The organism is Thermanaeromonas toyohensis ToBE, from assembly GCF_900176005.1.
Lineage (GTDB): Bacteria > Bacillota > DSM-521 > Neomoorellales > Neomoorellaceae > Thermanaeromonas > Thermanaeromonas toyohensis.
In genome coordinates this window covers 2,246,870-2,271,514 of record NZ_LT838272.1, presented here as the reverse complement: position 1 = coordinate 2,271,514, position 24,645 = coordinate 2,246,870, and the positions used below count along the sequence as shown (strand labels likewise).

Below are 24,645 nucleotides of genomic sequence, written 5' to 3'. Positions count from 1 at the left end.
GAAAGGAGAATCTAGATTGAAAAAAGCTGGTATATTAAACAAAGAGCTATCAGGAGAACTAGCTGGTTTAGGCCATATGGATGAATTTATAATCTGCGATGCCGGTTTTCCCATCCCTAAGGGAACTAAAAGAATCGATTTGGCCTTAATAAAAGGGATACCCAGCTTTATGGACACCCTGAAGGCCGTTTTGAAAGAGATCGTTGTAGAAAAAGTAGTGATGGCTCATGAGACTGAAAAAGTGAGCCCGGAGCTATATAAGGAGCTAAAAAATCTCTTTAGGTATCAGGAATTTGAAATGCTTCCCCATTCTCAATTTAAGGAACGCTCACGGAACGTGAAGTTCATTGTAAGGACGGGAGAGTTTACCCCTTATGCCAATGTTCTTCTTGTGGCAGCCTCACAGGCAGATGAATTTAAGAAAAACTTCGATGTAGAGTTTTAACACTTAAGCTAATGAATAATTCCAATTTCAGAAAAGGAGAGTAAGAAAAACATGGCAGCACAAGGGGATTACAGGTTGATTGGAAGCTTACCCAAAATAGGCATTCGCCCGGTGATTGATGGCCGGCGAGGCGGCGTAAGGGAATCGCTAGAGGGACAGACGATGGGGATGGCTAAAGCCGTTGCTGAGCTGTTGACAAAAAATCTAAGATACCCCAATGGTAAGCCAGTCGAATGTGTTATTGCTGATACCACGATTGGAGGTGTAGCTGAGGCCGCCAGAACCGCCGAGAAGTTTGCCAGGGAAGGAGTAGGGGTTTCCATTACAGTTACGCCTTGCTGGTGTTATGGGTCAGAAACCATAGATATGGACCCCTATATACCCAAAGCCATCTGGGGATTTAACGGCACTGAACGGCCAGGGGCTGTATATCTTGCAGCGGCGTTGGCGGCACATAACCAGAAGGGCCTGCCTGCTTTCGGCATATATGGAAGAGATGTTCAAGATGCCGGGGACACCACTATTCCAGAAGACGTGAAACAAAAACTCCTCCAATTCGCCCGAGCGGGTTTAGCTGTGGCCATTATGAGGGGGAAATCCTATCTCGCCATAGGCGGCGTTTCCATGGGGATAGCTGGCTCTATAGTAGACCCTGATTTCTTTGAGAGCTACCTGGGGATGAGGGTCGAATATGTGGACATGTCAGAGCTCGTGCGGAGGATAGAAGAAAAGATTTACGACGAGGAAGAATATGAGAAGGCGCTCGCCTGGGTAAAACAGAATTGTAAAGAGGGCAGAGATCCCAATCCTCCGGCACGGCAGGCATCAAAGGAGAGAAAAGATAGAGAGTGGGAAACTGTGGTTAAAATGACCCTAATCATAAGGGATCTTATGGTGGGAAATCCCAAATTGGCTGAATTAGGGTATCTTGAAGAAGCGGAAGGGCATAACGCCATTGCCGCGGGATTCCAGGGCCAGAGGCAGTGGACTGATCATTTCCCCAATGGCGATTTTACAGAGGCTATTCTTAACTCATCCTTCGACTGGAATGGCCTGCGTGAGCCTTTTATTCTAGCTACAGAAAATGACAGCCTGAATGCTGTAGCGATGTTGTTCGGCCACCTATTGACCAATACAGCCCAAGTTTTTGCAGATGTCAGGACATACTGGAGCCCTGAAGCAGTAGAACGGGTTACAGGTAGGAAGCTTACTGGACTGGCCTCAAACGGTATAATACATCTAATTAATTCAGGCTCAGCCGCACTGGATGGTACAGGACAGCAGTCCATCGATGGGCAACCGGCAATAAAACCTTTCTGGGAGATTACTCCAGAGGAAGTAAAGAAATGTCTTGATGCTGCCACTTGGCATCCTGCTATCAGGGAATATTTCAGAGGTGGTGGGTTCTCGGTTAGCTTCCTTACCAAAGGCGGCATGCCGGTAACGATGTCGAGGATAAATATCGTTAAGGGATTGGGTCCAGTGCTGCAGATTGCAGAAGGGTATACTGTAGATTTACCTGAGGATATTCATTACTTCCTTAATGAACGGACCAATCCCACCTGGCCCACAACGTGGTTCGTACCTATTCTGACTGGGAAGGGCCCCTTCAAGGACGTTTATTCAGTTATGAACAATTGGGGAGCCAATCATGCTGCAGTAAGCTATGGCCATATAGGAGCCGAACTCATCACCTTAGCTTCGATATTGCGCATCCCTGTATGCATGCATAATGTTCCGGAGGAGAGGATCTTCCGTCCCAGCGCGTGGGGCGCCTTTGGACCTGTAGATTCCGTGGATACCGACTACAGGGCCTGCCAGAATTTGGGCCCGCTGTATGGTAGAGGGATGTGATTTTTTTGAAACCTGAAGGCGACTCTACCGGGGGATATCCGGATCTGGGGTGGTACCAGTTGGGTGGAACTTTAGTGGTAATGGAAGGGATAGAGAAGTCTTTTCCTGGTGTGCACGCACTAAAAGAATGTCGTTTTGAGTTACGGTCGGGCGAGGTACACGCTTTGGTTGGCGAGAATGGTGCAGGCAAGTCCACTCTGATGAAGATACTGGCTGGCGTGTATACAAAAGATGCTGGACGCATCTTGTACAAGGGGAAGGAAGTAGAGATCGCCAACCCCAGGGCCGCACAAGAATTAGGGATCAGCATGATCCACCAGGAATTTAACCTCATGCCCCACTTGACGGTGGCCCAGAATATCTTTATTGGCCGTGAGCCCCGCCAAGGTTTGAGGTTTATCCTAGATGAAAAAGCCATAAACGAAAAGACAAAATACTTGCTTGATATGCTACACCTAGACCTGGATCCACGGGCCAAGGTTTCCGACCTTACCGTGGCCAAGCAGCAAATGGTGGAGATAGCCAAAGCCCTTTCCTTCAATTCCGAGGTATTGATTATGGATGAACCAACGGCAGCACTGACGGAGGCGGAAGTCAAAGAGCTTTTCCGCATCATCCGCCAGCTTCGGGATAGAGGGGTGGGGATAGTTTTTATATCCCATCGCCTGGGGGAAGTTAAGCAAATTTCGGATCGTATCACAGTAATGCGCGACGGTCGTTACATCAACACCGTCGTTACCTCCGATGCTACTATTGATCATATCATCAGTATGATGGTGGGGCGAGAAATTTATGAGAGCTCTCGTCTGAACCCGGAAGTACGGAGTCAAGAAGTTGTACTAGAAGTAAAGAATCTTAGACGTGGTCGTATTATTAAAGACGTAAGCTTCACTCTGAAAAAAGGCGAAATACTCGGTTTTGCTGGGCTGATGGGTGCTGGCCGGACAGAAGTAGCCAGGGCTATTTTCGGTGCAGATCCTATCGATGCGGGGGAAATCTACGTACGGGGTCGAAAGGTAAAGATCAGGAGCCCTAAAGACGCCGTCAAGCACGGGATCGGTTATCTCTCCGAGGACCGCAAGCGTTACGGTTTAGTGCTAGATATGGATGTGGAAACCAATATTGTCCTGGCTAGCCTAGAAAAGTTCCGGGGTTTTCTCGGCTGGGTTAAGAGGGCTAGGGCCAGGGCTGAAGCCCAACGGCGGGTAATCGAACTTAAAATCAAAACGCCTAACCTGCAACAAAAGGTTAAATATCTTTCCGGCGGGAATCAGCAGAAAGTAGTTATAGGAAAATGGCTGACGCGCAACTGCGATATCTTGATATTTGATGAACCCACCCGGGGTATCGATGTTGGAGCCAAAAGCGAAATCTACAGGCTACTCAACGATTTAGCTGAAAGCGGGAAATCGATTATCATGATCTCCTCAGAACTCCCGGAGATCTTACGCATGAGCCACCGTATCCTTGTAATGTGTGAGGGCCGTATTACAGGCGAATTAAATGCCGGGGAGGCTACGGAAGAACTCATTATGAAATATGCTACTATGCATACAAAATGAAAGTGGGGCTTTTGTGTTAAATATCGGTTTCGGAGGTTTTGTAATATGGAAAATAAACCCTTAACCGTGGAATTAGAGACGCCTCGCAAAAGATCTCTGCTCCGCGCAGATGCTGTGCAGAAGCTAGCTGCTTTCGCTAGCTTGATTGTAATGCTGATAGTATTTTCTTTGGCTTCACCAAATTTTGCCACGTTTGACAATATAGTGGGTATTTTGCTCTCCACTGCCGTTGACGGTGTACTGGCAGTAGGGGTAACCTTTGTCATCATCAGCGGTGGAATCGACCTATCCATCGGTACGGTCATGACCTTATCCTCAGTTATGAGCGGTGTATTCATTACCTTTTGGAAGCTACCCGTTGCACTTGGCGTACTGGGTGGGCTGGTTACAGGAGCGCTATGCGGTTTTATTAATGGCTCGGTTACAGCGAAGTTAAAAATACCACCGTTCGTTGCCACTTTAGGCATGATGATGATCGCGCGTGGGCTTTCCCTTGTTATTTCCCACTCTAAGCCCATTTACTTTACCAATACCCCGGTCTTCCGCGAGATCGCCATGGGTTCTATCTTGGGTGTTCCCAATGCAGTAGTCATTTTCTTAGGTGTAGCCGTGATCGCCAGCGTTATTCTCACAAAGACAGTATTAGGGAGGTATAATTTTGCCCTCGGCAGCAATGAAGAAGCTACTCGCCTTTCGGGAATAAATGTTGACGCCTGGAAGATAGCTATTTATACCCTCTGCGGAATGTTCAGCGGATTAGCTGGGGTTATAATGGCATCTCGCCTTGACTCTGCCCAACCATCCTTGGGTATGGGGTATGAATTAGAAGCCATAGCGGCAGCTGTTATCGGGGGCACTTCCCTTAGTGGTGGTGAGGGCAGTATATTAGGAACGGTCATAGGCGCGTTTATAATGAGCGTGCTGACCAATGGGTTACGTATCCTTTCTGTTCCTCAAGAGTGGCAGATGGTAGTGATTGGCGCTATAGTCATAATGGCTGTGTATGCGGATATAATCCGGCGACGTAAGCAGTAATACTTTATTGCTGCTTTGTGATAAGCGTTTTTGACCATAGGGAGGGGGAATGAAGTATGTAGGTATTTTGTAACCTTTAACAGTTTATAACCATTCAAATTATAACACTAAATAAGGATGTCTCCAAAGGAGGTCACTATTATGCGGAAGAACATTAAATTCTTTACCCTTTTTGTGAGTCTATTGCTTGCCCTCGCGCTAGTGGCCGGTTGTGGCCAGAAGACGGAAACGAAGCAAGCCGCGCCCCAGCAAGGGGAGACAAAACAGACGGAATCCGGTAAGAAACCCTATATCCCTCTCATTTCTAAAGGTTTCCAGCACCAGTTCTGGCAAGCTGTAAAATTGGGTGCGGAGAAAGCTGCGAAAGACTATAATGTGGACATCACTTTTGAAGGGCCAGAAAGTGAATCCCAGGTTGACAAACAGATCGATATGCTCCAAGCTGCGTTGAGCAAAAACCCCAGCGCCATCTGTTTAGCTGCCCTAGACAGCAAAGCGGTTATACCTCTCTTGGAGAAAGCTAAAGCAGCAAACATTCCAGTTATCGGGTTTGACTCGGGTGTAGACAGCGATATCCCCGTTACAACCGTTGCCACTAACAATGTCGCTGCTGCTGCTTTTGCTGCTGATAAAATGGCGGAGCTTATCGGTGGAGAAGGAGAGATCGCTCTAATCGTGCACGACCAGACTAGCCGTACCGGTATCGACCGCCGCGATGGTTTCGTTAACCGCATTAAGGAGAAATATCCTAAAATCAAGATTGTCGATATCCAGTACGGTGGCGGCGACCATCTCAAATCTACCGACCTGGCGAAGGCCATTATTCAAGCTCATCCTAACCTCAAAGGCTTCTTTGGTGCCAATGAAGGTTCTGCAGTGGGGATCATAAATGCTGTAAAAGAGCTGAAGAAAGAAGGTAAAATTGTTATTGTAGGTTACGATTCTGGTAAGCTGCAGATGGATGCTATCCGTAGCGGTATAATGGCTGGTGCTATAACCCAGGACCCCATCAACATAGGGTACAAGGCTGTTGAGGCGGCTGTGAAGGCTATAAAGGGTGAAAAGCTACCAAAACAGATCGATACAGGCTTCCACTGGTACGATAAGTCGAATATAGATTCCCCGCAAATTAAGCCGCTGCTGTACGAGTAGTGTGTACCAACTAAGCCCAGCTCAACCGGCCCTAGAGCCGGTTGGGCTGGAAACTTTAGCCTGACAACGATCAAGCATACAAGGTGTGAATCAAGACCCATGATAATCGAAGTCCGCCTGTTTGGGCATCTGCGCCGGTATCTTCCTAAGGAAAAAGGAAACGGTACATTAAAGCTAGAAATAGAAACCCCTGCTCAGGTAGCTGACGTGCTAGAAAAGCTTAACGTTACCCTAGAAGAACCGATGTTGATCTTAGTAAACGGTGTACATGCCACCTTGGAGAAAGAGCTTTCACCTGGCGACGTGGTAAGTGTTTTTCCACCGTTGGGAGGCGGCTAAGAAACATCTTAGCGAAGGCGGGGTTAACTTCTATGTACGGCTGGATGGGGAAAATCTTAGATATCGATCTTACTACCCATAGTATAGAGGTCAAAGAGCTGCCACTTGATTTAGCCCAAAAATATTTGGGCGGAAGGGGTCTAGGGGCGAGGCTAGTATGGGATAATGTACCCCCTGCAACAGAACCCTTAAGTCCTGAAAATGTGATGGTGTTTGCTACGGGTCCCCTTACGGGTACGAAGGCCCCTGCTGCGGGGCGAGCTACCTTTTCTACCAAATCTCCTCTTACTGGTACGATCCATGATTCCAATGTAGGGGGGAGCTTTGGGGTTAAGTTAAAGCAGGCCGGCTATGACGCCCTGATCATAAGGGGTAAGGCGCATAAGCCGGTATATTTAAGTTTAAGCGAAAAAGGGGCGAAGATAATTGAGGTACCAGAGCTTTGGGGTAAAGATACGCTTTCTACTTTGCAAGCCCTTAAGCAGGGGGAAAATTCTGCGGTTCTCTGTATAGGGCCGGCAGGAGAGAATTTGGTCCGGTTTGCTGCCATAATAGCCGACGGCAGGCGGGCTTTCGGACGGGGCGGCGTGGGGGCGGTAATGGGCTCTAAAAATTTGAAAGCTATTGTAGTTAACGGAACACAAAAGCCTCAAATTGCCGACCCGGAACAGTTTGATTTTGTAGTATATGAAGCCCGAAAACAAATTAAGGCTAACCCCATTACGTCTAAAGGGCTGCCCCAGTTTGGTACTTCCATGCTCGTTAATATTTTAAATGAAATAGGTGCCTTTCCTACGAGAAACTACCAGGAACCCTATTTTGAAGGAGCTGAGAATATTTCGGGAGAGGCTCTGGAGAGGCTCTTGTTTAAGAGAACTGCTTGCTGGGGATGCCCCATTGGGTGTGGGCGCGAGATAAAGATAGGCGAGGAAGTAGTCCACGGGCCAGAGTATGAAACGGTGTGGGCTTTGGGTGCCGACTGCGGTATTGATAATTTAGAGGCTATAATTAAAGCAAATCTTCTCTGCAACGAGCTGGGACTAGACACTATTTCCACGGGTGCTACTATAGCCTGCGCCATGGAGTTAAGCCAGCAAGGTCTCTTAAATGAGCGGCTTTCCTTTGGCGATGCAGCCTTGCTCCCCGAGATCATTAAAAAAATAGCTTATCGGCAAGGCATAGGCGATCTTTTGGCGGAGGGCTCTAAAAGGCTAGCCGAAAGATGTGGAGCACCGGAAGTTGCCATGCAGGTCAAAGGGTTAGAGCTCCCTGCCTATGATCCTCGTGGAATGAAAGGCCAAGGACTAGCTTATGCTACTTCCAATCGTGGTGGATGTCACTTGCGGGCTAACATGTTGGGACCGGAAGTATTAGGCGCCCCCAAGTTGGTAGACCGATTTGCCACCTCGGGTAAAGCGGGAATAGTGATAGTTATACAAAATTCTTGGGCAGCAGCAGATTCGTTGGTAGTATGCGTTTTTGCCACCTTTGCCATTTCCGATGAATATTTTGCCCGGCTTTTAACGGCTGCTCTGGGCAAGGAATATAAAGCGCAAGATTTGCAGCGCATTGGTGAACGCATTTATAACTTAGAGCGCCTTTATAACCTGCGGGCGGGATTCACTAAGAAAGACGATACTTTACCTTCGCGTATCCTTGAACAACCCCATGTTAAAGGGCCCTCATCCGGCCAGAAAGTAGAGCTTCAAAAGATGCTAGAGGAGTATTACCGTTTTCGGGGCTGGGATGCTGACGGGAAACCTACTGCTAAAAAATTAGCCGAGCTGGGCTTGCTTGAGGAGGATCAAAATGTACCAGGAATTTAGAGATATTGGCCGTGATCTTTTTTTAGCTGGGCTCGTCAGTTCCCATGGAGGTAATATGAGTGTCAGGCTAGGAGACCGTATACTTATTACCCGGCGAGGTTCCATGATAGGCCGCTTGAAAGAGCATGATCTTATAGAAACGGGATTGGAAAAGGACGACAGCCATATAGCTTTGGCTTCTACAGAAATAGGCGTCCACCGGGCTATTTATAAAAAAACTTCAGCTCTGGCCATAATCCATGCCCATCCCCCGATTACTGTAGCCCTCTCCCTTACGCGGGATGAGATAATCCCTCTTGATTCTGAAGGCTCATATCTACTTCACCGGGTACCGGTCTTAAGCTCAGAGTATACAGTGGGAGCAGAAGAAGTAGCTACTATTGTGTCGGAGGCTTTGCAGAAGTATAAGATTGTAGTGTTACGCGGGCACGGTACTTTTGCCATTGGCCAGTTTTTGGAGGAAGCTTACCAGTGGACCTCTTCTTTAGAAATCTCTAGCCAGATCATTTACTTCACTGAAGCCTTGCAGAAGGATATTAAAGAGTACCGGAAGGGTACCGATAGGTATCACACTTGGTAATAACTTTAGCGGCTGAAGGTTGAAAGGGGGGTTCGGGTTTCATGCGCTTTCTAGCCTTTGACTTGGGAGCAGAGAGCGGTCGGGCTATAGTAGGCACATTAAGAGATGGTCGTGTTACTTTAGACGAAGTTTATCGCTTTCCCAATGAGCCTGTACGGGTATTAGATAACCTTTATTGGGATGCCTTACGTCTTTTTCATGAAATAAAGAAGGGTTTGCTGCTGGCTGTAGCCCGTTATGGAAGGGATATCCAAAGTATAGGGATAGATACGTGGGGAGTAGATTTTGCCCTTTTAGGGGAGAAGGATATCCTCTTAAGTAATCCCTATCATTACCGGGATAGCCGTACCCAAGGCGTGATGGAGGAAGCCTTTAAAAGGGTGCCGCAGGATAAAATATTTTACCGGACAGGTATCCAGTTCATGCCTATAAATTCTCTATACCAGTTATTAGCCTATAGGTTGCAACAGCCCTCCTTACTGGCCCAAGCTAAGGCTTTTCTCATGATGCCCGATCTCTTTAATTTCTTTCTTACAGGACAAAAGGCTAGTGAGTTCACCATTGCTACCACTACCCAGATGTATGATCCTAGATCCGGAGATTGGGCTAGAGAATTGTTGACCTCCTTGGAACTTCCTTCTTCTATCTTACCTGAGATACACCCACCTGGTACTATCTTGGGAACCCTACTTCCCCAGGTGGCCAAAGAGACAGGCGCCAGGGAAGTACCGGTCATTGCTCCTGCAAGTCATGATACTGCTAGCGCTGTAGCCGCTGTACCGGCCCAGATGCCGGATTACTTGTATATTAGCTCCGGAACCTGGTCCCTGGTGGGGGTGGAAGTACCGGAGCCGGTAATTAACCAAGATACCTTAAGGTTGAACTTTACCAATGAAGGCGGTGTGGCGGGAACTTTCCGCCTGCTTAAGAACGTAGTGGGTCTATGGCTGGTGCAAGAATGCCGGCGCGCTTTCGAGCGCCAGGGAGAGATTCTAGATTATACTACTTTAACCCAGATGGCCCGGGAAGCTAGGCCCCTTGTTTCTTTAGTGGATCCTGACCATCCTTCTTTCTTAAATCCCGAAGATATGCCAGCGGCCATCCAGAAATTCTGCCAGGAAACAGGCCAGCCTGTACCCCAAAGCAAGGGGGAGATTATAAGGTGTGCCCTGGAAAGCTTGGCTTTAAAATACAGGTGGGTACTTGATAAATTAGAAGAGATTTTAAGGAAACGCTTGCACGTTATCCATATAGTAGGCGGAGGTACCAAGAATGAGCTCCTTTGCCAATTTACAGCTGATGCCACAAACCGTCCGGTGTTAGCTGGACCAGTAGAAGCTACGGCCATGGGTAATTTATTAATCCAGGCCATGGCTTTAAAACAGGTTAATTCTTTAGCCGAGCTACGGGAGATAGTGCGTAATTCTTGCGAACTTAAAGTGTATGAGCCCCAAGATACTTCAGCTTGGGAGGAGGCTTATAGGAAATTTGTTGGTTTTCTATAGTGAACATAAAAGTAACCTTTCCTTGAACCTTGCAAGGGAGGTAGACCCTGGCGAACGGTGGTATTTGGGGTGAATATTTAAAATTATTTTCCAAAGGTGAAAGGAGTCTCGCCCCCCGTGAAGAAATAATAGATTAAATTGGTGCGGGGGGCGAGGTGCATGGCAGAAAATTTTTATGGAGTATATCAAAAAGTGTGGCAAGAGTGGAATAACTACCTTAATACCAATACCATTTCAGGACAGGCTATAAGACCAGAAATACTTACGTCTTGGGAAAGGTGTAAGAATATAGGCGTTAATCCTTATGATGGGCGAGGGCAGGAAATTATTGAGGGTCCTGCCTTGAAAGAGGCCAAGGAAAGGCAGGAAGAGCTGATCCGGGCTGCCCGGCCGGTGATGAAGAAGCTTTTAGGGTTGTGCGGTAACTTAGGTTTCCTGGTAGTCTTAGTAGGAGAGGACGGATACATATTGGAAATGTTAGGGAACTATCAGGAAACTATAGATATGGCTCGAAAGATCAATTTTATTCCTGGTGCTTGCTGGCGAGAAGATAAGGTGGGTACTAATGGTATAGGTACCGCCCTCGCTTTAGGCCAAGCTTTGCAGGTTACAGCAGCAGAGCATTTCTGCTCTGGCCATCATTCCTGGACATGCGCTGGTTCCCCCATTTTTAGCCCCGAAGGCCAAGTTATAGGAGTAATAGATATTTCTGGCCCCTGGCACCGCGAGAATAAACAGGCGCTAGCTACGGTGGTAGCTGCAGCCATGGCTATTGAAAATAGTCTAAGACAGAGCAGGGCCCAAAAGGAAGCCCTGACCTACCAGCAAATTCTTAAACACTTTTTAGAAAATAATAGCGAACCCCTATTAGTGGTAGATAGGACGGGAAAACTAATCAGAGCTAATTACGCCTGTGAGAAGGTTTTGGGATGGAAGCCAGAAGAGTTAAGGGGGCGAAAAGCGGAAGAAATATTTGACAATTTCCAGGAAATTTTATCCCTTATAGGGGCGCGACAAAGTATAAAGGACAAGGAAATAGTTGTACAGGGTAGGAAAGAGATCTTGCGTTGCAGGGCGGATCTTTCCCCTATAACTGGTGATTATAATGAAACTATAGGCGCTGTGATAGCCTTTAAATTGCTTAATAACAGGCAGTTTTATATACATCTACCTCCCGGTCTACCAGGATTTGAGAAAATTTTAGGGCATAATCCTCATTTCCGGGAAAGCATACGCTTGGCTTATATTGCGGCCCGCAGTGATTCTCCGGTGCTTATTATGGGTGAAACAGGAACAGGGAAAGAGATGTTCGCCCGGGCTATACATGAGGCTAGCGGTCGTAAGGGCCCCTTTGTAGCTGTAAATTGCGGTGCCTTACCACGGGAACTAGTAGGTAGCGAGCTTTTTGGTTATGTGGGTGGAGCCTTTACTGGTGCGCGGCCAGAGGGTAAGCCAGGCAAATTTGAGCAAGCCCAAGGGGGTACTCTGTTTTTAGATGAGATTGGCGAGATGCCTTGGGAGATGCAGGTGTATCTTTTACGGGTGCTAGAAGAAAAGAAGGTGGTACGTCTAGGGGGACAGAAAGAGATCCCGCTAGACGTCCGGGTTATTGCGGCTACTAACTCTGATTTATCGAAGCTAGTTAAGGAGAAAAAATTTCGAGAGGATCTCTACTTCCGCCTGGGGGTCTTTATTATTCGTCTTTGCCCTTTACGCGAGCGTAAAAGCGATATACCTCTTCTCTTCGAGCATTTTGTCTGTCAAGTTTCACAAAAGTTAGGTAGAAATACCATCCGGATAGATCCAAGTATCTGGCCTTTATTAGAGAGATATGATTGGCCAGGAAATGTAAGGGAGCTGCGCAACGTGGCCGAATGGGCAGTAAATTTAGCGCAAGGGGATATTCTTTTACCTTCTCATTTACCCCCTTATTTATGGGAGTCCCGTACTACCCAAGAGGATAGACCTTCTTCTTTTTCTCCGGCAACTTTGGCCGAGCTGGAAAAACAGGAGATTAGGCGCCTTCTTGAATATTACAGTGGAAATATAACTAAAGTGGCGAAGACCTTAGGCATAGCCCGGAACACCTTGTACCGGAAACTAGATAAATATGGGCTGCGGACGCGTTAGGGTGTTCCAAAATCTAACGCTAAAAAGAGGAACACAGGTAACAAGTGGATAGGTTATTAATCCCCCAGAACTTTAGCTAAACTAAAGGGATGAGCGAGCCAGCGCTTAAAAGGGGTGCGCTGGCATATTTTTTGCTAATTAAAAGGAGTCAAGACAGAGAATTCAACTTTAAGGAGGGATAGGGTATTTATGGAACTTAAGAAGGAACTTCTCCTTGATTTTTATCGCACCATGGTTTTGATCCGCCAATTTGAGCTTAAAGCGGCAGAGCTCTTTGCCGCGGGGCGGATCCCCGGCTTTGTCCATCTATATGTGGGCGAAGAAGCGGTAGCTACGGGGGTATGTGCTAATCTTACACCCAGGGATTATATAACCAGCACCCACCGCGGGCATGCCCATCTCATCGCTAAGGGCGGGGATATTAAACTCATGATGGCTGAGCTTTTTGGGAAAAAAACAGGGTATTGTAAAGGTAAAGGGGGCTCCATGCATATAGCTGACGTATCCCTAGGTATTCTAGGCGCTAATGGCATTGTTGGGGCTGGCCAGCCTATAGCTGCTGGCGCTGCTTTGGCCTGTAAAGTAAGGGGTGAAGGTGCAGTAGCCGTATGCTTCTTTGGGGATGGAGCGGCCAATCGTGGGACTTTCCACGAGGCTTTAAACCTGGCTTCTATATGGAAACTGCCTGTAGTTTATGTGTGCGAGAATAATATGTACGGTATTTCCAACTACCAGCGTAACAGTATGAACATAGCTGATATTGCTGATCGGGCTACCAGCTACGGCATACCAGGAGTAAGCATTGATGGCAACGACGTGGTGGCTGTGTACGAGGCAGCAGCGGAAGCTATAGCCCGAGCTAGGCGGGGAGAGGGGCCTAGCCTGATTGAAGCTAAGACATGGCGCCACCGAGGGCATTTTGAAGGCGATCCTCAAGTTTACAAGGATCCCAAGGAACAAGAAGATTGGTTAAAGAAGGATCCCATCTCCCGTTTAGCCCAGAAGCTTTTGGAGATGAATTATGCTACCCCAGAAGAGCTAAACAGCATCGAAGCTCATGCTCGAACCCGTATAGAAGAGGCAGTAGCTTTCGCTGAAAATAGCCCCGAGCCTGAGGAAAGCGAATTGTTAGAGGATGTATATGCCTAAGATTTAGGAGGGGAAAGAATATGCGGCAGATTACCTATGCGGAGGCTATCCGCGAAGCCCTAGCCTTGGAGATGCGGAGGGACCCTACCGTATACATTGCCGGAGAGGATGTGGGTATTTTTGGTGGCTGCTTTGGAGTAACCCAGGGACTTTACCAGGAATTTGGTCCGGAAAGGGTAAAAGATACCCCTATTAGCGAAACGGCTATTGTGGGCCATGCTGTGGGGGCAGCAGCGGCTGGACTGAGGCCTTGCGTGGAGATCATGTTTATGGACTTCATGGGTGTATGTATGGATGAGATTTTAAATCAAGCGGCTAAGATGCGCTATATGTTTGGCGGAAAGGCTAAACTTCCTTTGGTTATACGCACACCCGCTGGGGCAGGTTTAAGGGCAGCAGCTCAGCATTCCCAGTCTCTAGAGGCTATTTTCGCGCATATTCCAGGGCTAAAAGTGGTCATGCCAGCTACTCCTAAGGATGCTAAAGGATTATTAATTTCCGCTATAAGGGATGATAACCCTGTCATTTATATCGAGCATAAGCAGCTTTATGGATTGGTAGGCGACTGCCCAGAAGGGGAATATGTAGTACCCTTGGGAGAGGCAGCTGTAGTACGGGAAGGTAAAGATGTAACCATTGTGAGCTGGAGCTGGATGCTGCACAAATCCCTGGCAGCTGCAGAAGCCCTGGCCAAGGAAGGTATTGAGGCTGAAGTTATTGATCTGCGTACCCTTATCCCCTTAGACAAAAACACCATTATCAATTCGGTCCAAAAGACCAACCGCTTAGTTATAGTACATGAGGCTGTACGTACTGCAGGTTTTGGAGCGGAAATAGCAGCGCTGGTGGCCGAGGAAGCCTTTGACTACCTGGATGCACCTATCAGAAGGGTTACAGCGCCTGACACCCCAGTTCCCTTTAGCCCGCGCTTGGAAGATGCTTACTTACCCAATGAAGCCAAAATTATAGATGCTGTTAAGTCTTTATTAGCTTAGCTTATTTAAAAGGTGTTCCCAAGTGGGCTCAGTAGGCATTATAGCTAACCCGGCTGCCGGTAAAGATATTCGTCGTTTAGTAGCTTATGGTACTGTATTTGATAATATGGAGAAGGTAAATATTGTAAAACGCCTTCTCCTAGGTTTAGAAGCTGCTGGAGTAGAAGAAGTATGGTACATGCCCGAATATTTCGGTATTGTACCCCGGGCAAAGGAAAGTATTGGCTTTAAACACTCCCTGCGGTTAAAGGTAAGGGAAGTCGAAATACCTTTGACCTGCGGGGCAGAAGATTCCACACGTGCTGCTTATGAAATGGCGTGCTTGGGGGTAAAGTGCATTGTAACTTTAGGGGGAGACGGTACTAATCGCGCCGTGGCCAAGGGGTGCGGGGAAGTGCCGCTCATCCCCCTTTCTACGGGAACTAATAATGTTTTTCCCCGGATGCTAGAAGGGACTATTGCCGGGCTAGCAGCGGGACTGGTGGCTACCAGCCAGGTAGAAATGGCTAAAATCTTAAAGCGCTGCAAGCGCTTGCTCCTTTTCCACCAGGGCCAGGTAATAGATATGGCTTTAGTGGATATAGCGGTGGTAGAGGAGAAGTTTATAGGCAGCAGGGCTATATGGGAGCCAGAAAAGATAAAAAGGTTGCTTCTTACCCGGGCGGAACCTTGCAGCATAGGGCTATCCTCCATAGGGGCTAGGCTTTGCTCCCTAGGGGCTTTTGAACCTTGGGGGCTGGATATCAAATTAGGGGTCAAAGGGAAAAGGGTAATTGCTCCTATAGCCCCCGGCTTAATTTTACCGATCACCGTAGAAAATTGGTGCCTTCTAAAAGTAGGGGAGGCTGTAGAAGTACAGGGTGAAGGCGGTATATTGGCCCTGGATGGAGAGCGGGAGATCGAAATTACTAAGGGCGAATACGTGGCTATTCTAGATCCTTGTGGCCCTTGGGTAGTAGACATCGAAAAAGTGTTAGAAGTTAAGCCTGTTTTAGCGCAAGGGGGAAATTTAAGCGATGGCTCACAAAATCATAATGCCCAAGTTGGGTTTAACTATGAAGAAAGGGAGTGTAGGGAAATGGTTTAAAAAAGAGGGAGAAGAGGTAAAAAAAGGTGAAGTATTGTTTGAAGTACTCACGGATAAAATCACGGCTAAGGTAGAGTCTCCAGCTGAAGGGATCTTAACCCGCATCCTGGTACCCTCCGGGACCACTGTTCCTGTAGGTGCTACCTTAGGGATAATTGCTGCTCCCGGGGAAAATATAGAGCATTTATTAGCTGAAGAGGCCAGTGAAGCTGAGGAACGCATAAAAGCTTCCCCTGTAGCGCGCAAGCTGGCTCAAGAATATGGGCTAGATCTAGCCAATATCCAAGGCACAGGACCAGGAGGCCGTATTACTAAAGAAGATGTAGAGCGGGCAAGGCTGGAGCAAGCTGGAAAGGGAGAACTACCAGTTGATGAAAGAAAAGCGCGTAACGTGGTACCCTTTGAAGGTATACGTCGTATTATAGCGGAGAACATGGTGAAAAGCCATTTGACAGCTGCCCAGGTAACGTTAACCGTAGCCGTAGATATGGGCGAGCTCATGGAGTATCGCCGGAAAGCAAACGAAAATCTTCTAGAGAGGGAGCGCCTATCCGTTACTGACTTTTTGATCAAGGCTACGGCCTGTGCTTTGGAGCGTTATCCTTACATGAACGCTACTTTATGCCAGGAAGGTATAAAAGAGCTGGAGGAAATAAATATTGGCGTTGCTGTAGCTACAGAAAAAGGGCTTTTTGTTCCTGTCATACGGGAGGCTAATCGTAAAACACTTGGCCAGATAAGTGCGGAATTAAAAAAATTGGTGCAAAAAGCCCGGCGGAATAAACTTTTACCAGATGATCTCGAAGGAGGTACCTTTACTATCTCCAACCTGGGTATGTATGCAGTAGATATTTTTACCCCTATTATTAACCCTCCGGAGACAGCGATTTTAGGAGCTGGCAGGACAGTAGACACCCCTGTAGTTTTCCAAGGACAGATCTGCATCCGGCCTATAATGCACTTATCCTTGTCCTTTGATCATCGGCTGGTAGATGGGGCTCCGGCTGCGGCCTTTTTAACCTACTTGAAAGACCTCTTAGAACATCCCCATAAGATTTTCATCTAGGAACTAAATTGAGTTTTTATTTAAGGAGGAGAGGAACCCCATGGCTTTGGATCCCCATAAACTTCTAGAAGAATTCAACACGGGTTTGGGCCGACTAGGAGATGAACTACCAGAGATAGCGGAGTCCTTTGTGCGCCTTACCAATTGGTGCTTTGCTGAAGGCGCTATCCCAGCTAAATATAAGGAACTCATAGCCATCGCCATCGGTGTGTACGCTCGTTGTGAGTACTGCATCGCCTATCATGTGAAAAAAGCTCTAGAAGAAGGAGCCAGCCGTGAGGAGATTCTGGAGGCGGCTGCAGAGGCCATAGCCTTCGGAGGCTCTCCAGCCACGGCCTATTGCGCTACCCTTGTCCGTGAGTGTTTGGATGCCTTTGAAGAAGAATGAGTAAAAAGGAGGTTGGGCGCATGGCCCTCAAAGCTGCTTTCATGTTTGTGGCATCTGGTGCTGACCCTACGGTCCACCGGGCCAAGGTGGATACCCCTGAAGTTGAGCTCCTGGTGGTAGGTGTTGCAGATTACGCCGCGGCCGAGAAGGTGGCCAGGGAGCTGGTAGCAGAAGGAGTAGCGGCCATTGAGCTCTGCGGCGGGTTCGGACACGAAGGAGTAGCCCGGGTGGTCCGGGCGGTAGAAGGTAAGGCCGCCGTAGGAGCAGTCCGGTTCGACGTCCATCCAGGACTGGGCGGCAAAAGCGGTGACGCCTTCTTTTAGTAAACTGTAAATATACTTTGGAGGCATCAAAAAATGCAGATAGGCGAATTTTATTTCCCAGATGAACTGTACTACGACGAGAAGCACGGCTGGGCTAAAGTCGAGGGGCAGGAGGTCGTAGTGGGACTGACAGATTTTACCCAGAAGCTTGCCGGCAACTTCTTGCATGTGATGTTGCCCAAGGTAGGCAAGAAGGTTAAAAAGGGGCAACCCCTGGCTTCGGTGGAATCGGCCAAGTGGGTCGGCAGGCTTTACGCCCCGGTGGGCGGTGAGGTGGTGGCCGTGAACGAGGCCTTAAAAACCGCCCCTCGCCTGTTGAATGAAGACCCGTATGGGTCCGGCTGGATGGTGAGGCTCAAAATGGATAACCCTTTGGAGCTTAAAACGCTCATGCAGGGGGAAACGCTTGTTACTTTCATTGAGAAGGAGGCGGCCAAGCATAAAAAATAGGCTCTGGGGGTCGTTATTTTTCGAAATATAAGCAAAGGGTATGGGGATGAAAAGTAAAATGGTTTGCTATCAGTGTGCCAAGTGTACCTCCGGCTGTCCGGTAGCCGCCCTGGACGCAGATTACAATCCGCGGCGGTATATAAGGCTGATACAATTGGGGCGGGAGGAGGAAGCCGCGCAGGAGCCTAAGCTCTGGTACTGCTTGGAGTGCTTGACCTGCCAGGAAAGGTGCCCGGAGGAGGTCAAGACGGCCGAGGTTATCCTGGAGCTTAAAAACCGGGCCTTTAGAAGAGGGTTCGCTCCGGAGGGTCTGGAACAGGTTATTCAGGTACTAGTTGATGAGGGTCGGATCTACCCGGTGGATGAGTTTCATAACGAGTACCGCCAAGAGCTGGGGCTACCGCCCCTGGATGAGGAAGTGGGAAGACTTGCCGGCATCATAAGGGCCGCGGGCCTGGCGGGGAGTGAGGAGGGATGAGGCGCTTCGCCTTTTTTCCCGGCTGCAGTGCCCCGGTCAGGACCCTGGGGTATGAGCTGGCGGCCAGGAAACTCATGGATTTCTTGGGGGTAGAGCTCATAGAAGTACCTGGTTTTCGTTGTTGTGGTTATCCCATTAAAAGCTTAGACAGGAACGCGGCCCTCTTAATTGCGGCCTATAACCTTGTTCAGGTTAAAGATAAGGACATCCCTATCATGACCCTGTGCAACGCTTGCGCTTCTAACCTCATGGAGGCGGACCTGTTACTGGCGGGTAATGGGAGTCTTGGGCGTAAGCTACGGCAGAAGTTAGAAATGGCAGGTTTTAGCTACCAAGGGGGGATCCGCGTACTGCATTTGTTGCGGGTCCTGGCGGGGCTTGATTTCGGGAAGCTGGTGCGTCGGCCCTTGGCAGGGCTTAAGGTGGCCGTACATGAGGGCTGCCACTTCGCCCGGCCTTCGGAAACATATCGCGCCTACGGGTTGGAGGGCTACGGGTGGTCTGGCCGCCAAGGGGTCCTGGACCGGCTGGTGGAGGCCACCGGAGCGGAGAGTATTGATTATGAGGGGAAAGAGGACTGCTGCGGAGGAGGATTAATGGCTCTAAGGCCAGACCTAATGGCCAAGATGTCAGCGGCCAAGGTGGAACAGGCCTTATGTGCAGGAGCGGACTGCATAGTGGTGGCCTGTCCGGCCTGCGGGATAGCGCTCTGCGCTGGGCAGGGCGAAGCTGAATTGCCCGTGCTCTATTTGCCCCAGCTCATGGGCTTAAGTTTGGGACTTAGCCCCGATGAGCTGGGCCTGGAGCTAAACCAGGTCCCTGTGGACAGCGTGCTTGAAAAATTGGGGGTGTAAAGCCCTTGCGTTATACCTGCGATGTCCTGGTGCTCGGCGGAGGGCCAGCCGGTATGGCCGCGGCAGTAAGCGCCGCCTCTTATGGTCTTAGAGTCCTTTTGGTGGAAAAAGAGGCTTTTATCGGCGGCCGTTGGGCTGAATATGCCTGCAAGGCAGGCGAGGAGTGCAGTTCCTGCAATATATGTCTGGGATTCGAGCTTATTGATGAGCTTGAGTCTCTAAGCCTTATCCAGGTGCTGACCGGTTCTTATGCCGGTGAGGTACGTGGTACGGTGGGCGACTTTAAGATCCGCCTAATAGGAACCTCTCCTTCCATAGACTCCCGTCTCTGTACCTTCTGCGGCAGGTGCATTGAAGCCTGCCCGGAGAAGGCTATCAGTGTGCTCCCACGCCGTACCCGGCAGGGCCTCATTATCCGACGCCACAGGTGCAGAGCATACAATGGAGGCTGCCGGGTCTGTGCTGAAGTGTGCCCTCAGGGTGCCGTAAAGGTGGGGGCAGATGAAGTCGGAACCGCGGAAGCGAAGGCCATTGTAGTGGCGACCGGCGCTATCTCACCTGAGCCTGACCTTCTTCCCGAGTACGGCTGGGGTCGTTATCCAGAGGTCCTGACCACCCTGGAGCTAGAACGGCTTCTTGCCGCCGAGGATTGGCAAGCTCTCACGGGTAGGCGGTGGGCCTTTGTCCAGTGTGCTGGTTCGCGCTCGCGAAAGCTCAAGCGGGACTACTGTTCGCGCTTCTGTTGCGGGGTAAGCCTTCGCCTACTCTTGCGCCTGTATACCCTAGGGCTGGTAGATGAGGCCGCGATCTTTTATATGGACCTGCAGCTTAGAAACCGGCGGGATGAGGAGGTGTGCGAGGAGCTTAGAACTTATGGCCTCCGCTTTGTGCGCGGCCTTCCTGCAGAGGTGAGAAAAGGGGAGGCCGGCCTTCTCCTCCGCTTTGAGGACCTCGAGGTCGGAAGGCTTGAGACTAGTGAGTTTGATCATATAGTGCTCAGTGTGGGCCTGGCTCCGTCCCTAGACAATCCCCTTCCTGGCATTCTAAAGGCGCGCCAAATTAGCGGTTTCTGGCAGCAGGAGCGGGAAGGGGTTTTCCTAGCCGGCTCTTGCCGCTGCCCCATGGACATCAAGACAGCGGTACTGGACGGGCGCGCGGCGGGTGAGCAGGCAGCTGAAAGCATCCTTCGGTCCGGGGCAAGTGGTAGAATTGCCCACTCCCAGGAGCATGCTGCTGACGTGCTGATCTGGGGAAGCGGACCTTCAGGGTTGCTCATTGCCCGTGAGGTGCTCGCCGCGGGTTGTTCCGTCCTCATGCTCGCCGACAGTGGCAATTGGGACCCAGTCGACCCTACAAGCCTTATACTCAAGGAGCTTTGGCGGGAAGTGGGGGGGCGAAGAGGCTTTATACTGTGGGAGGGCGCGGAGTTAATTAAGCTTAACGGAGAGCCGGGGGACTTTGAGGCCTGGGTTAGGGTACTGGGCCAGGGAGTTAGGGTGGTTAAACTTAAGGCCGTTATCCTAGCCCCGCGGTTTGTAAGCTGCGCGCCGGTACCGGCAACGACCCAGGCTGAGATCGCCAGGGACCTTGTCACTGGGTCATTTTCCGTTCCGGAGACGGGCGGGCCGGTGGTATTTTGGCTGGATGTAAATAGCAGTTCTCCTCCGGCGGTACACGCTCTGGCCCTGGAAAACGTCCGTGCTGTACGGGATAACCTGGGATCAAAGGTGAAAATCTACTACCTCGCCCAGCAGGTGAAGGTAGGGGCCGCCCCTCACCTGGAAGCCCTGTATGGGAGACTACGGGAGGCAGGAGTGATTTTCGTTAAGCCCGCAGGTCATCCCGCCTGGGATGGGAAAAACCTCATTTTTGTCGACCCCACCACCTCTGTGGAAGGCCGGCCAGAGGAGGTTAAGCTTTTTCCTTCAGCGCTTATTGTGGGGGAAGAGTTATCCTTGCCTCCGGAAGCCCAGCAAATCTGGCAGGCAGTGGCTTTGCGCGTTTCGGCGAACGTGGACGATGGGATCTTCCAAGGAGGTGTTGTTACTTCCCGTCGTGGGGTCTTCCTGGCGGGAGCTGCCCTTGCTCCCGAGAACCCGGAGGTCGCCCGGGAGCAGGCTCTGCTGGCTGCGCGGGCTGCACTCATGGTTGCCGTGGGTACAGTGTATGGAGCGCAGAGTGATTTTAAGGACACCGCAAGCCAGCGTGAGGCTGGTTACTGCGCCGCCTGTCTTACCTGCGTACGTACCTGCCCCCACGGAGCAGTAACGGTGGAGGGTAAGGTTCGGGTATACCAGAAGTCCTGCTGGGGCTGCGGCCTTTGCGCAGCCGAATGCCCCGCCAGGGGTTTGGAGGCCTCTGGCCATATGACACCCGCGAGCCTTATGGAGATCATCGGGGTTGACGGGAAAGGTGTAGTGGCCTTTCTGTGCCGTCACTCAGCCTGGCGTTCCCTCAAAGAAGCGAAAGAAAGGGCCTTAGGTTTACCCGAAAATGTTGCCTGGGTGCCGGTTCCCTGCGCTGGCTCTGTGGATATGGAGACGGTGCTGGCTATGCTAGAGCGGGGAGCGTCCGGCGTTATGGTAGTGGGCTGCCGCCGCCGCGCCTGCCAACATGTGTACGGAACTGAGCGGACAGCTCAAAGGGTGGAAGGGTTACGCCAGAGACTTGCCGAAGCTGGGCTTGATGCGCACAAGATAAAGTTTGCCACCGCCGGTCCCTGCAATCCAGGAGAGCTTGTCCAAGAGGTGCAGGGTTTTCTGGCTAGCTTAAAGACGGTGGATAAGGCAGGTCGGTGATCATGCATTCGGAATGGAGGCTTCTGGACACAGGTGTGAGGACGGCGGCCGAGAATATGGCCTTGGACGAGGTTTTGCTCATTGCCAGGTCCGAGGGTGCCATCCCGGATACCCTCCGCTTCTTGCAGTTCGACCCGCCTTGTGTCCTGGTCGGTTATCACCAGGTAGTAGAGCAGGAAGTAAGGCTTGGGTTCTGCGAGCGCCATGGCATAGAGGTAAACCGGCGCCTGACGGGAGGTGGCGCCCTTTACTGGGATTCGCTTCAGCTCGGATGGGAGATAGTTACCACCTGCGATAACCCCCGCCTTGAGCGTAAGATAGAGCGCCTGTACGCGCAGGTTTGCGGTGCGGTGGCCAGGGCCTTGGTGAAACTGGGGGTACCGGCCGCCTATCGTCCACGAAACGACATCGAGGTGAGGGGACGGAAGATCTCAGGGACCGGTGGGACCGAACTGCACGGCGCTCTTCTTTACCAGGGAACACTCCTGGTGGATTTCGATGTGGAAACCATGCTTAAGGTTCTCAAGATCCCTACCGAGAAGCTCAAGGCCAAGGAGATAAATTCCCTTAAGGAGCGGGTTACCTGCCTCAAATGGGAGCTGGGCCGGGTACCACCCTTGAACACCATAAAGGAAGCCATCGCGGAGGAATTAGCCAGGGAGCTCAAGATGAACCTGGTCCCCGCGGGGCTGACTGACTACGAGGAAACGCTGCTAGCCCATCGCCTGCCCTATTTTAAATCCGACGATTGGATCAACGCGGTGAGGACGCCGGGGGACAAGCTGGTACTTAAAGCAGGACGCAAGACCCGTGGCGGTTTCTTACGTTGCTCCCTGGTATTGACTGCTGATAAGGGGCGGGTCGAGGCTGTCTATTTCACCGGCGATTTCTTCGCCCACCCCCGCCGGGCGATCTACGATCTGGAAGCAAGTCTCAGAGGGATAGAGGCCTCTGCGGATGCGGCGGCTAGTGCAGTGCGGGAGTTTTTTCACAGGAGCCGGGCGCGCCTTCCAGGCATAACCGTTGCCGACTTTACCTCCGTACTCTGTGATGCATTAAGCAAGAAGGATTATCCTGCCTGGGGGATCCCGGCCGACCGGGTAAATGACGTGAGCACCGTGGTAGGGCCCCTTGCGGGCATCACCACCGCGCCGGTAGTGCTCCTTCCATACTGCGCCAAGCTTTTCACCTGCCGTTACCGCTTTCGCCAGGGGTGCAGCCTCTGCGGTCAATGTGATGTGGGCGAGGCCTACCGCTTGGCCCTTGAATACGGCCTAAAACCGGTGACCATCCAGAACTACGAGATGCTTTCCCGGGTCCTGCGGCGCCTAAAAAGTGAAGGCGTTCCCGCCTTCCTCGGGAGCTGCTGCGAGGCCTTCCTCACTAAGCACAGGCGCGACTTCGAGCGCATAGGGCTACCCGGCGTTCTGGTAGACCTGGATAGTTCTACCTGCTACGAATTGAAACAGGAAGGCGCTGCCCATGCCGGGCGCTTTGAGAACCAGACGGCACTTAAGCTGGACCTCCTTGAGCTTCTTATGGCGAGGCTTGCGCCGCATCCGGGCAAGAATATGAAGGCGAGAGTTTAGATGCGGGAGTACGATGTTATAGTAGTGGGAGCGGGACCGGCAGGCAGCACTGCCGCGCGGATAGCAGCCAATGTAGGTCTTAAGGTCCTCATTGTCGAACGAAAAAGAAGGCCGGGTCTCCCGGTCCAATGTGCCGAATACGTCCCGGCTCTTATAGATCTAGAGGTCGAAATCCCGGAGAAAGCGGTGGCCCAGAGGGTAGAAGGGATGGAAGCCCTTTTTCCCGATGGCACGACTTTTACTGTGCGCGCCCCGGGATATCTCCTCCGCCGTGAAGTGTTTGATGCTACCCTGGCCCAGCAGGCCGTAGAGGCTGGGGCGGAGCTGTGGACGGATGCTTGCGCCCTGGCTTTAGCGGAAGATGAAGTTATAGTAAGAAAGGAAGGCAGGATTTTGACTGTAAAGACGCGGGTAGTCGTGGGGGCCGACGGCCCGCGGTCGATTGTGGCCAGGGCCGTGGGTTACCGACCCCATAGGCTTGCGGTGGCCTACCAGGTTGAGGTAGAGGTGCCGGAGCCGCTGAGGGTAACCCGGGTGTATTTTGACCCCACCTTTTTCGGTGGCTACGCCTGGGTGTTCCCTAAAGGGTCTACGGCTAATGTTGGGGTAGGGGTGACCGGGGGCGGAGTGGACGGGCGCCGGCCGGACCTTCATGGGCTTCTGGGTAAGTTTCTCGTATTTCTAGGGTGGGAGAAGAGGAGGATTATCAGGCGCACGGGAGGTTTCATACCCGTAAACGGGCCGTACTGGAGATGCTGTTCGGGCAGGGTTATCCTGTGCGGCGATGCCGGTGGGTTTACGCACCCGGTAACCGGCGCGGGGATACTTTTTGCCGTGCAGAGCGGAGAGCTCGCGGGCCGGGCAATGGTGCGGTATTTCTGCGAGGCAACCCCGCTGTCAATCTACGATGAGGAGTGGCGAAAATTCCTGGGGCCCCCGTTGCTCCGGGCTGTAAGGCACCGCAGGCGCATGGAGGCCGTATGGACTGAAGATGCGCAGGCGCTTACCTCTCTCTTGAGGGAGGTATGGCAGTTGTAAGG

General features: G+C 50.8%; 22 protein-coding genes. All 22 read left to right on the top strand.

Features of this window, described 5'->3' with window-relative positions; genetic code table 11:
- Window positions 1-16 precede the first annotated feature (16 nt).
- The 22 genes from rbsD (at window position 17) to B9A14_RS11630 (ending at window position 24,643) form a co-directional block, all read left to right on the top strand.
- Window positions 17-445: a D-ribose pyranase gene (gene rbsD / locus B9A14_RS11735; RefSeq protein ID WP_084665867.1), complete on the top strand. Its 429-nt coding sequence runs from the start codon at window positions 17-19 to the stop codon at window positions 443-445.
- 51 nt (window positions 446-496) lie between these two features.
- A complete protein-coding gene (locus B9A14_RS11730; protein WP_084665866.1) occupies window positions 497-2,299 on the top strand; it encodes an L-fucose isomerase in 1,803 nt (600 codons plus the stop codon).
- Between the two features lie 80 nt (window positions 2,300-2,379).
- Window positions 2,380-3,861, top strand: coding sequence for a sugar ABC transporter ATP-binding protein (locus B9A14_RS11725; protein WP_084667130.1), 1,482 nt, complete (start codon window positions 2,380-2,382; stop codon window positions 3,859-3,861).
- A gap of 45 nt (window positions 3,862-3,906) precedes the next feature.
- Window positions 3,907-4,896, top strand: coding sequence for an ABC transporter permease (locus B9A14_RS11720; RefSeq protein ID WP_084665865.1), 990 nt, complete (start codon window positions 3,907-3,909; stop codon window positions 4,894-4,896).
- Window positions 4,897-5,037: 141 nt separating this feature from the next.
- Window positions 5,038-6,048: an ABC transporter substrate-binding protein gene (locus B9A14_RS11715; protein WP_084665864.1), complete on the top strand. Its 1,011-nt coding sequence runs from the start codon at window positions 5,038-5,040 to the stop codon at window positions 6,046-6,048.
- A 99-nt stretch (window positions 6,049-6,147) separates the two neighbouring features.
- Window positions 6,148-6,387 carry a MoaD/ThiS family protein gene (locus B9A14_RS11710; protein WP_084665863.1) on the top strand — a complete coding sequence of 80 codons (240 nt, stop codon included), beginning with the start codon at window positions 6,148-6,150 and terminating at the stop codon, window positions 6,385-6,387.
- A gap of 44 nt (window positions 6,388-6,431) precedes the next feature.
- Complete coding sequence (locus B9A14_RS11705) at window positions 6,432-8,213, top strand: aldehyde ferredoxin oxidoreductase family protein (RefSeq protein WP_231967727.1); 1,782 nt, start codon at window positions 6,432-6,434, stop codon at window positions 8,211-8,213.
- On the top strand, window positions 8,197-8,793 hold the full coding sequence (locus B9A14_RS11700) for an aldolase (RefSeq protein ID WP_084665861.1): 597 nt from the start codon (window positions 8,197-8,199) through the stop codon (window positions 8,791-8,793). The genes B9A14_RS11705 and B9A14_RS11700 overlap by 17 nt, the downstream gene beginning before the upstream one ends.
- Window positions 8,794-8,834: 41 nt before the next feature.
- Window positions 8,835-10,298, top strand: a complete 1,464-nt coding sequence (locus B9A14_RS11695; RefSeq protein WP_084665860.1) for a rhamnulokinase — start codon at window positions 8,835-8,837, stop codon at window positions 10,296-10,298.
- Between the two features lie 159 nt (window positions 10,299-10,457).
- Window positions 10,458-12,428: a sigma-54-dependent Fis family transcriptional regulator gene (locus B9A14_RS11690; protein ID WP_084665859.1), complete on the top strand. Its 1,971-nt coding sequence runs from the start codon at window positions 10,458-10,460 to the stop codon at window positions 12,426-12,428.
- Between the two features lie 189 nt (window positions 12,429-12,617).
- Entirely contained in the window at window positions 12,618-13,577 is a 960-nt protein-coding gene (locus B9A14_RS11685) for a thiamine pyrophosphate-dependent dehydrogenase E1 component subunit alpha (protein WP_084665858.1), read from the top strand.
- Window positions 13,578-13,597: 20 nt separating this feature from the next.
- Window positions 13,598-14,572: an alpha-ketoacid dehydrogenase subunit beta gene (locus tag B9A14_RS11680; protein ID WP_084665857.1), complete on the top strand. Its 975-nt coding sequence runs from the start codon at window positions 13,598-13,600 to the stop codon at window positions 14,570-14,572.
- 22 nt (window positions 14,573-14,594) lie between these two features.
- Entirely contained in the window at window positions 14,595-15,659 is a 1,065-nt protein-coding gene (locus B9A14_RS11675; RefSeq protein ID WP_084665856.1) for an ATP-NAD kinase family protein, read from the top strand.
- The gene (locus tag B9A14_RS11670) at window positions 15,607-16,725 is read left to right on the top strand and encodes a dihydrolipoamide acetyltransferase family protein (RefSeq protein WP_231967726.1); all 1,119 of its coding nucleotides are present in this window, start codon (window positions 15,607-15,609) and stop codon (window positions 16,723-16,725) included. Before B9A14_RS11675 ends, B9A14_RS11670 begins: the two co-directional genes overlap by 53 nt.
- Before the next feature lie 40 nt (window positions 16,726-16,765).
- Complete coding sequence (locus tag B9A14_RS11665; RefSeq protein ID WP_172839144.1) at window positions 16,766-17,113, top strand: carboxymuconolactone decarboxylase family protein; 348 nt, start codon at window positions 16,766-16,768, stop codon at window positions 17,111-17,113.
- Between the two features lie 20 nt (window positions 17,114-17,133).
- Window positions 17,134-17,436: a DUF6506 family protein gene (locus B9A14_RS11660; RefSeq protein WP_084665854.1), complete on the top strand. Its 303-nt coding sequence runs from the start codon at window positions 17,134-17,136 to the stop codon at window positions 17,434-17,436.
- Between the two features lie 33 nt (window positions 17,437-17,469).
- Window positions 17,470-17,886, top strand: coding sequence for a glycine cleavage system protein GcvH (gcvH, locus tag B9A14_RS11655; protein WP_084665853.1), 417 nt, complete (start codon window positions 17,470-17,472; stop codon window positions 17,884-17,886).
- Between the two features lie 46 nt (window positions 17,887-17,932).
- Complete coding sequence (locus tag B9A14_RS11650; protein WP_172839143.1) at window positions 17,933-18,364, top strand: 4Fe-4S dicluster domain-containing protein; 432 nt, start codon at window positions 17,933-17,935, stop codon at window positions 18,362-18,364.
- Window positions 18,361-19,218, top strand: coding sequence for a CoB--CoM heterodisulfide reductase iron-sulfur subunit B family protein (locus B9A14_RS11645; RefSeq protein WP_084665851.1), 858 nt, complete (start codon window positions 18,361-18,363; stop codon window positions 19,216-19,218). Before B9A14_RS11650 ends, B9A14_RS11645 begins: the two co-directional genes overlap by 4 nt.
- A 5-nt stretch (window positions 19,219-19,223) precedes the next feature.
- Window positions 19,224-22,016: a hydrogenase iron-sulfur subunit gene (locus B9A14_RS11640; RefSeq protein WP_084665850.1), complete on the top strand. Its 2,793-nt coding sequence runs from the start codon at window positions 19,224-19,226 to the stop codon at window positions 22,014-22,016.
- Window positions 22,017-22,018: 2 nt separating this feature from the next.
- Window positions 22,019-23,605 carry a lipoyl protein ligase domain-containing protein gene (locus B9A14_RS11635; protein ID WP_084665849.1) on the top strand — a complete coding sequence of 529 codons (1,587 nt, stop codon included), beginning with the start codon at window positions 22,019-22,021 and terminating at the stop codon, window positions 23,603-23,605.
- Window positions 23,606-24,643: a geranylgeranyl reductase family protein gene (locus B9A14_RS11630; protein WP_084665848.1), complete on the top strand. Its 1,038-nt coding sequence runs from the start codon at window positions 23,606-23,608 to the stop codon at window positions 24,641-24,643.
- Window positions 24,644-24,645: the final 2 nt, after the last annotated feature.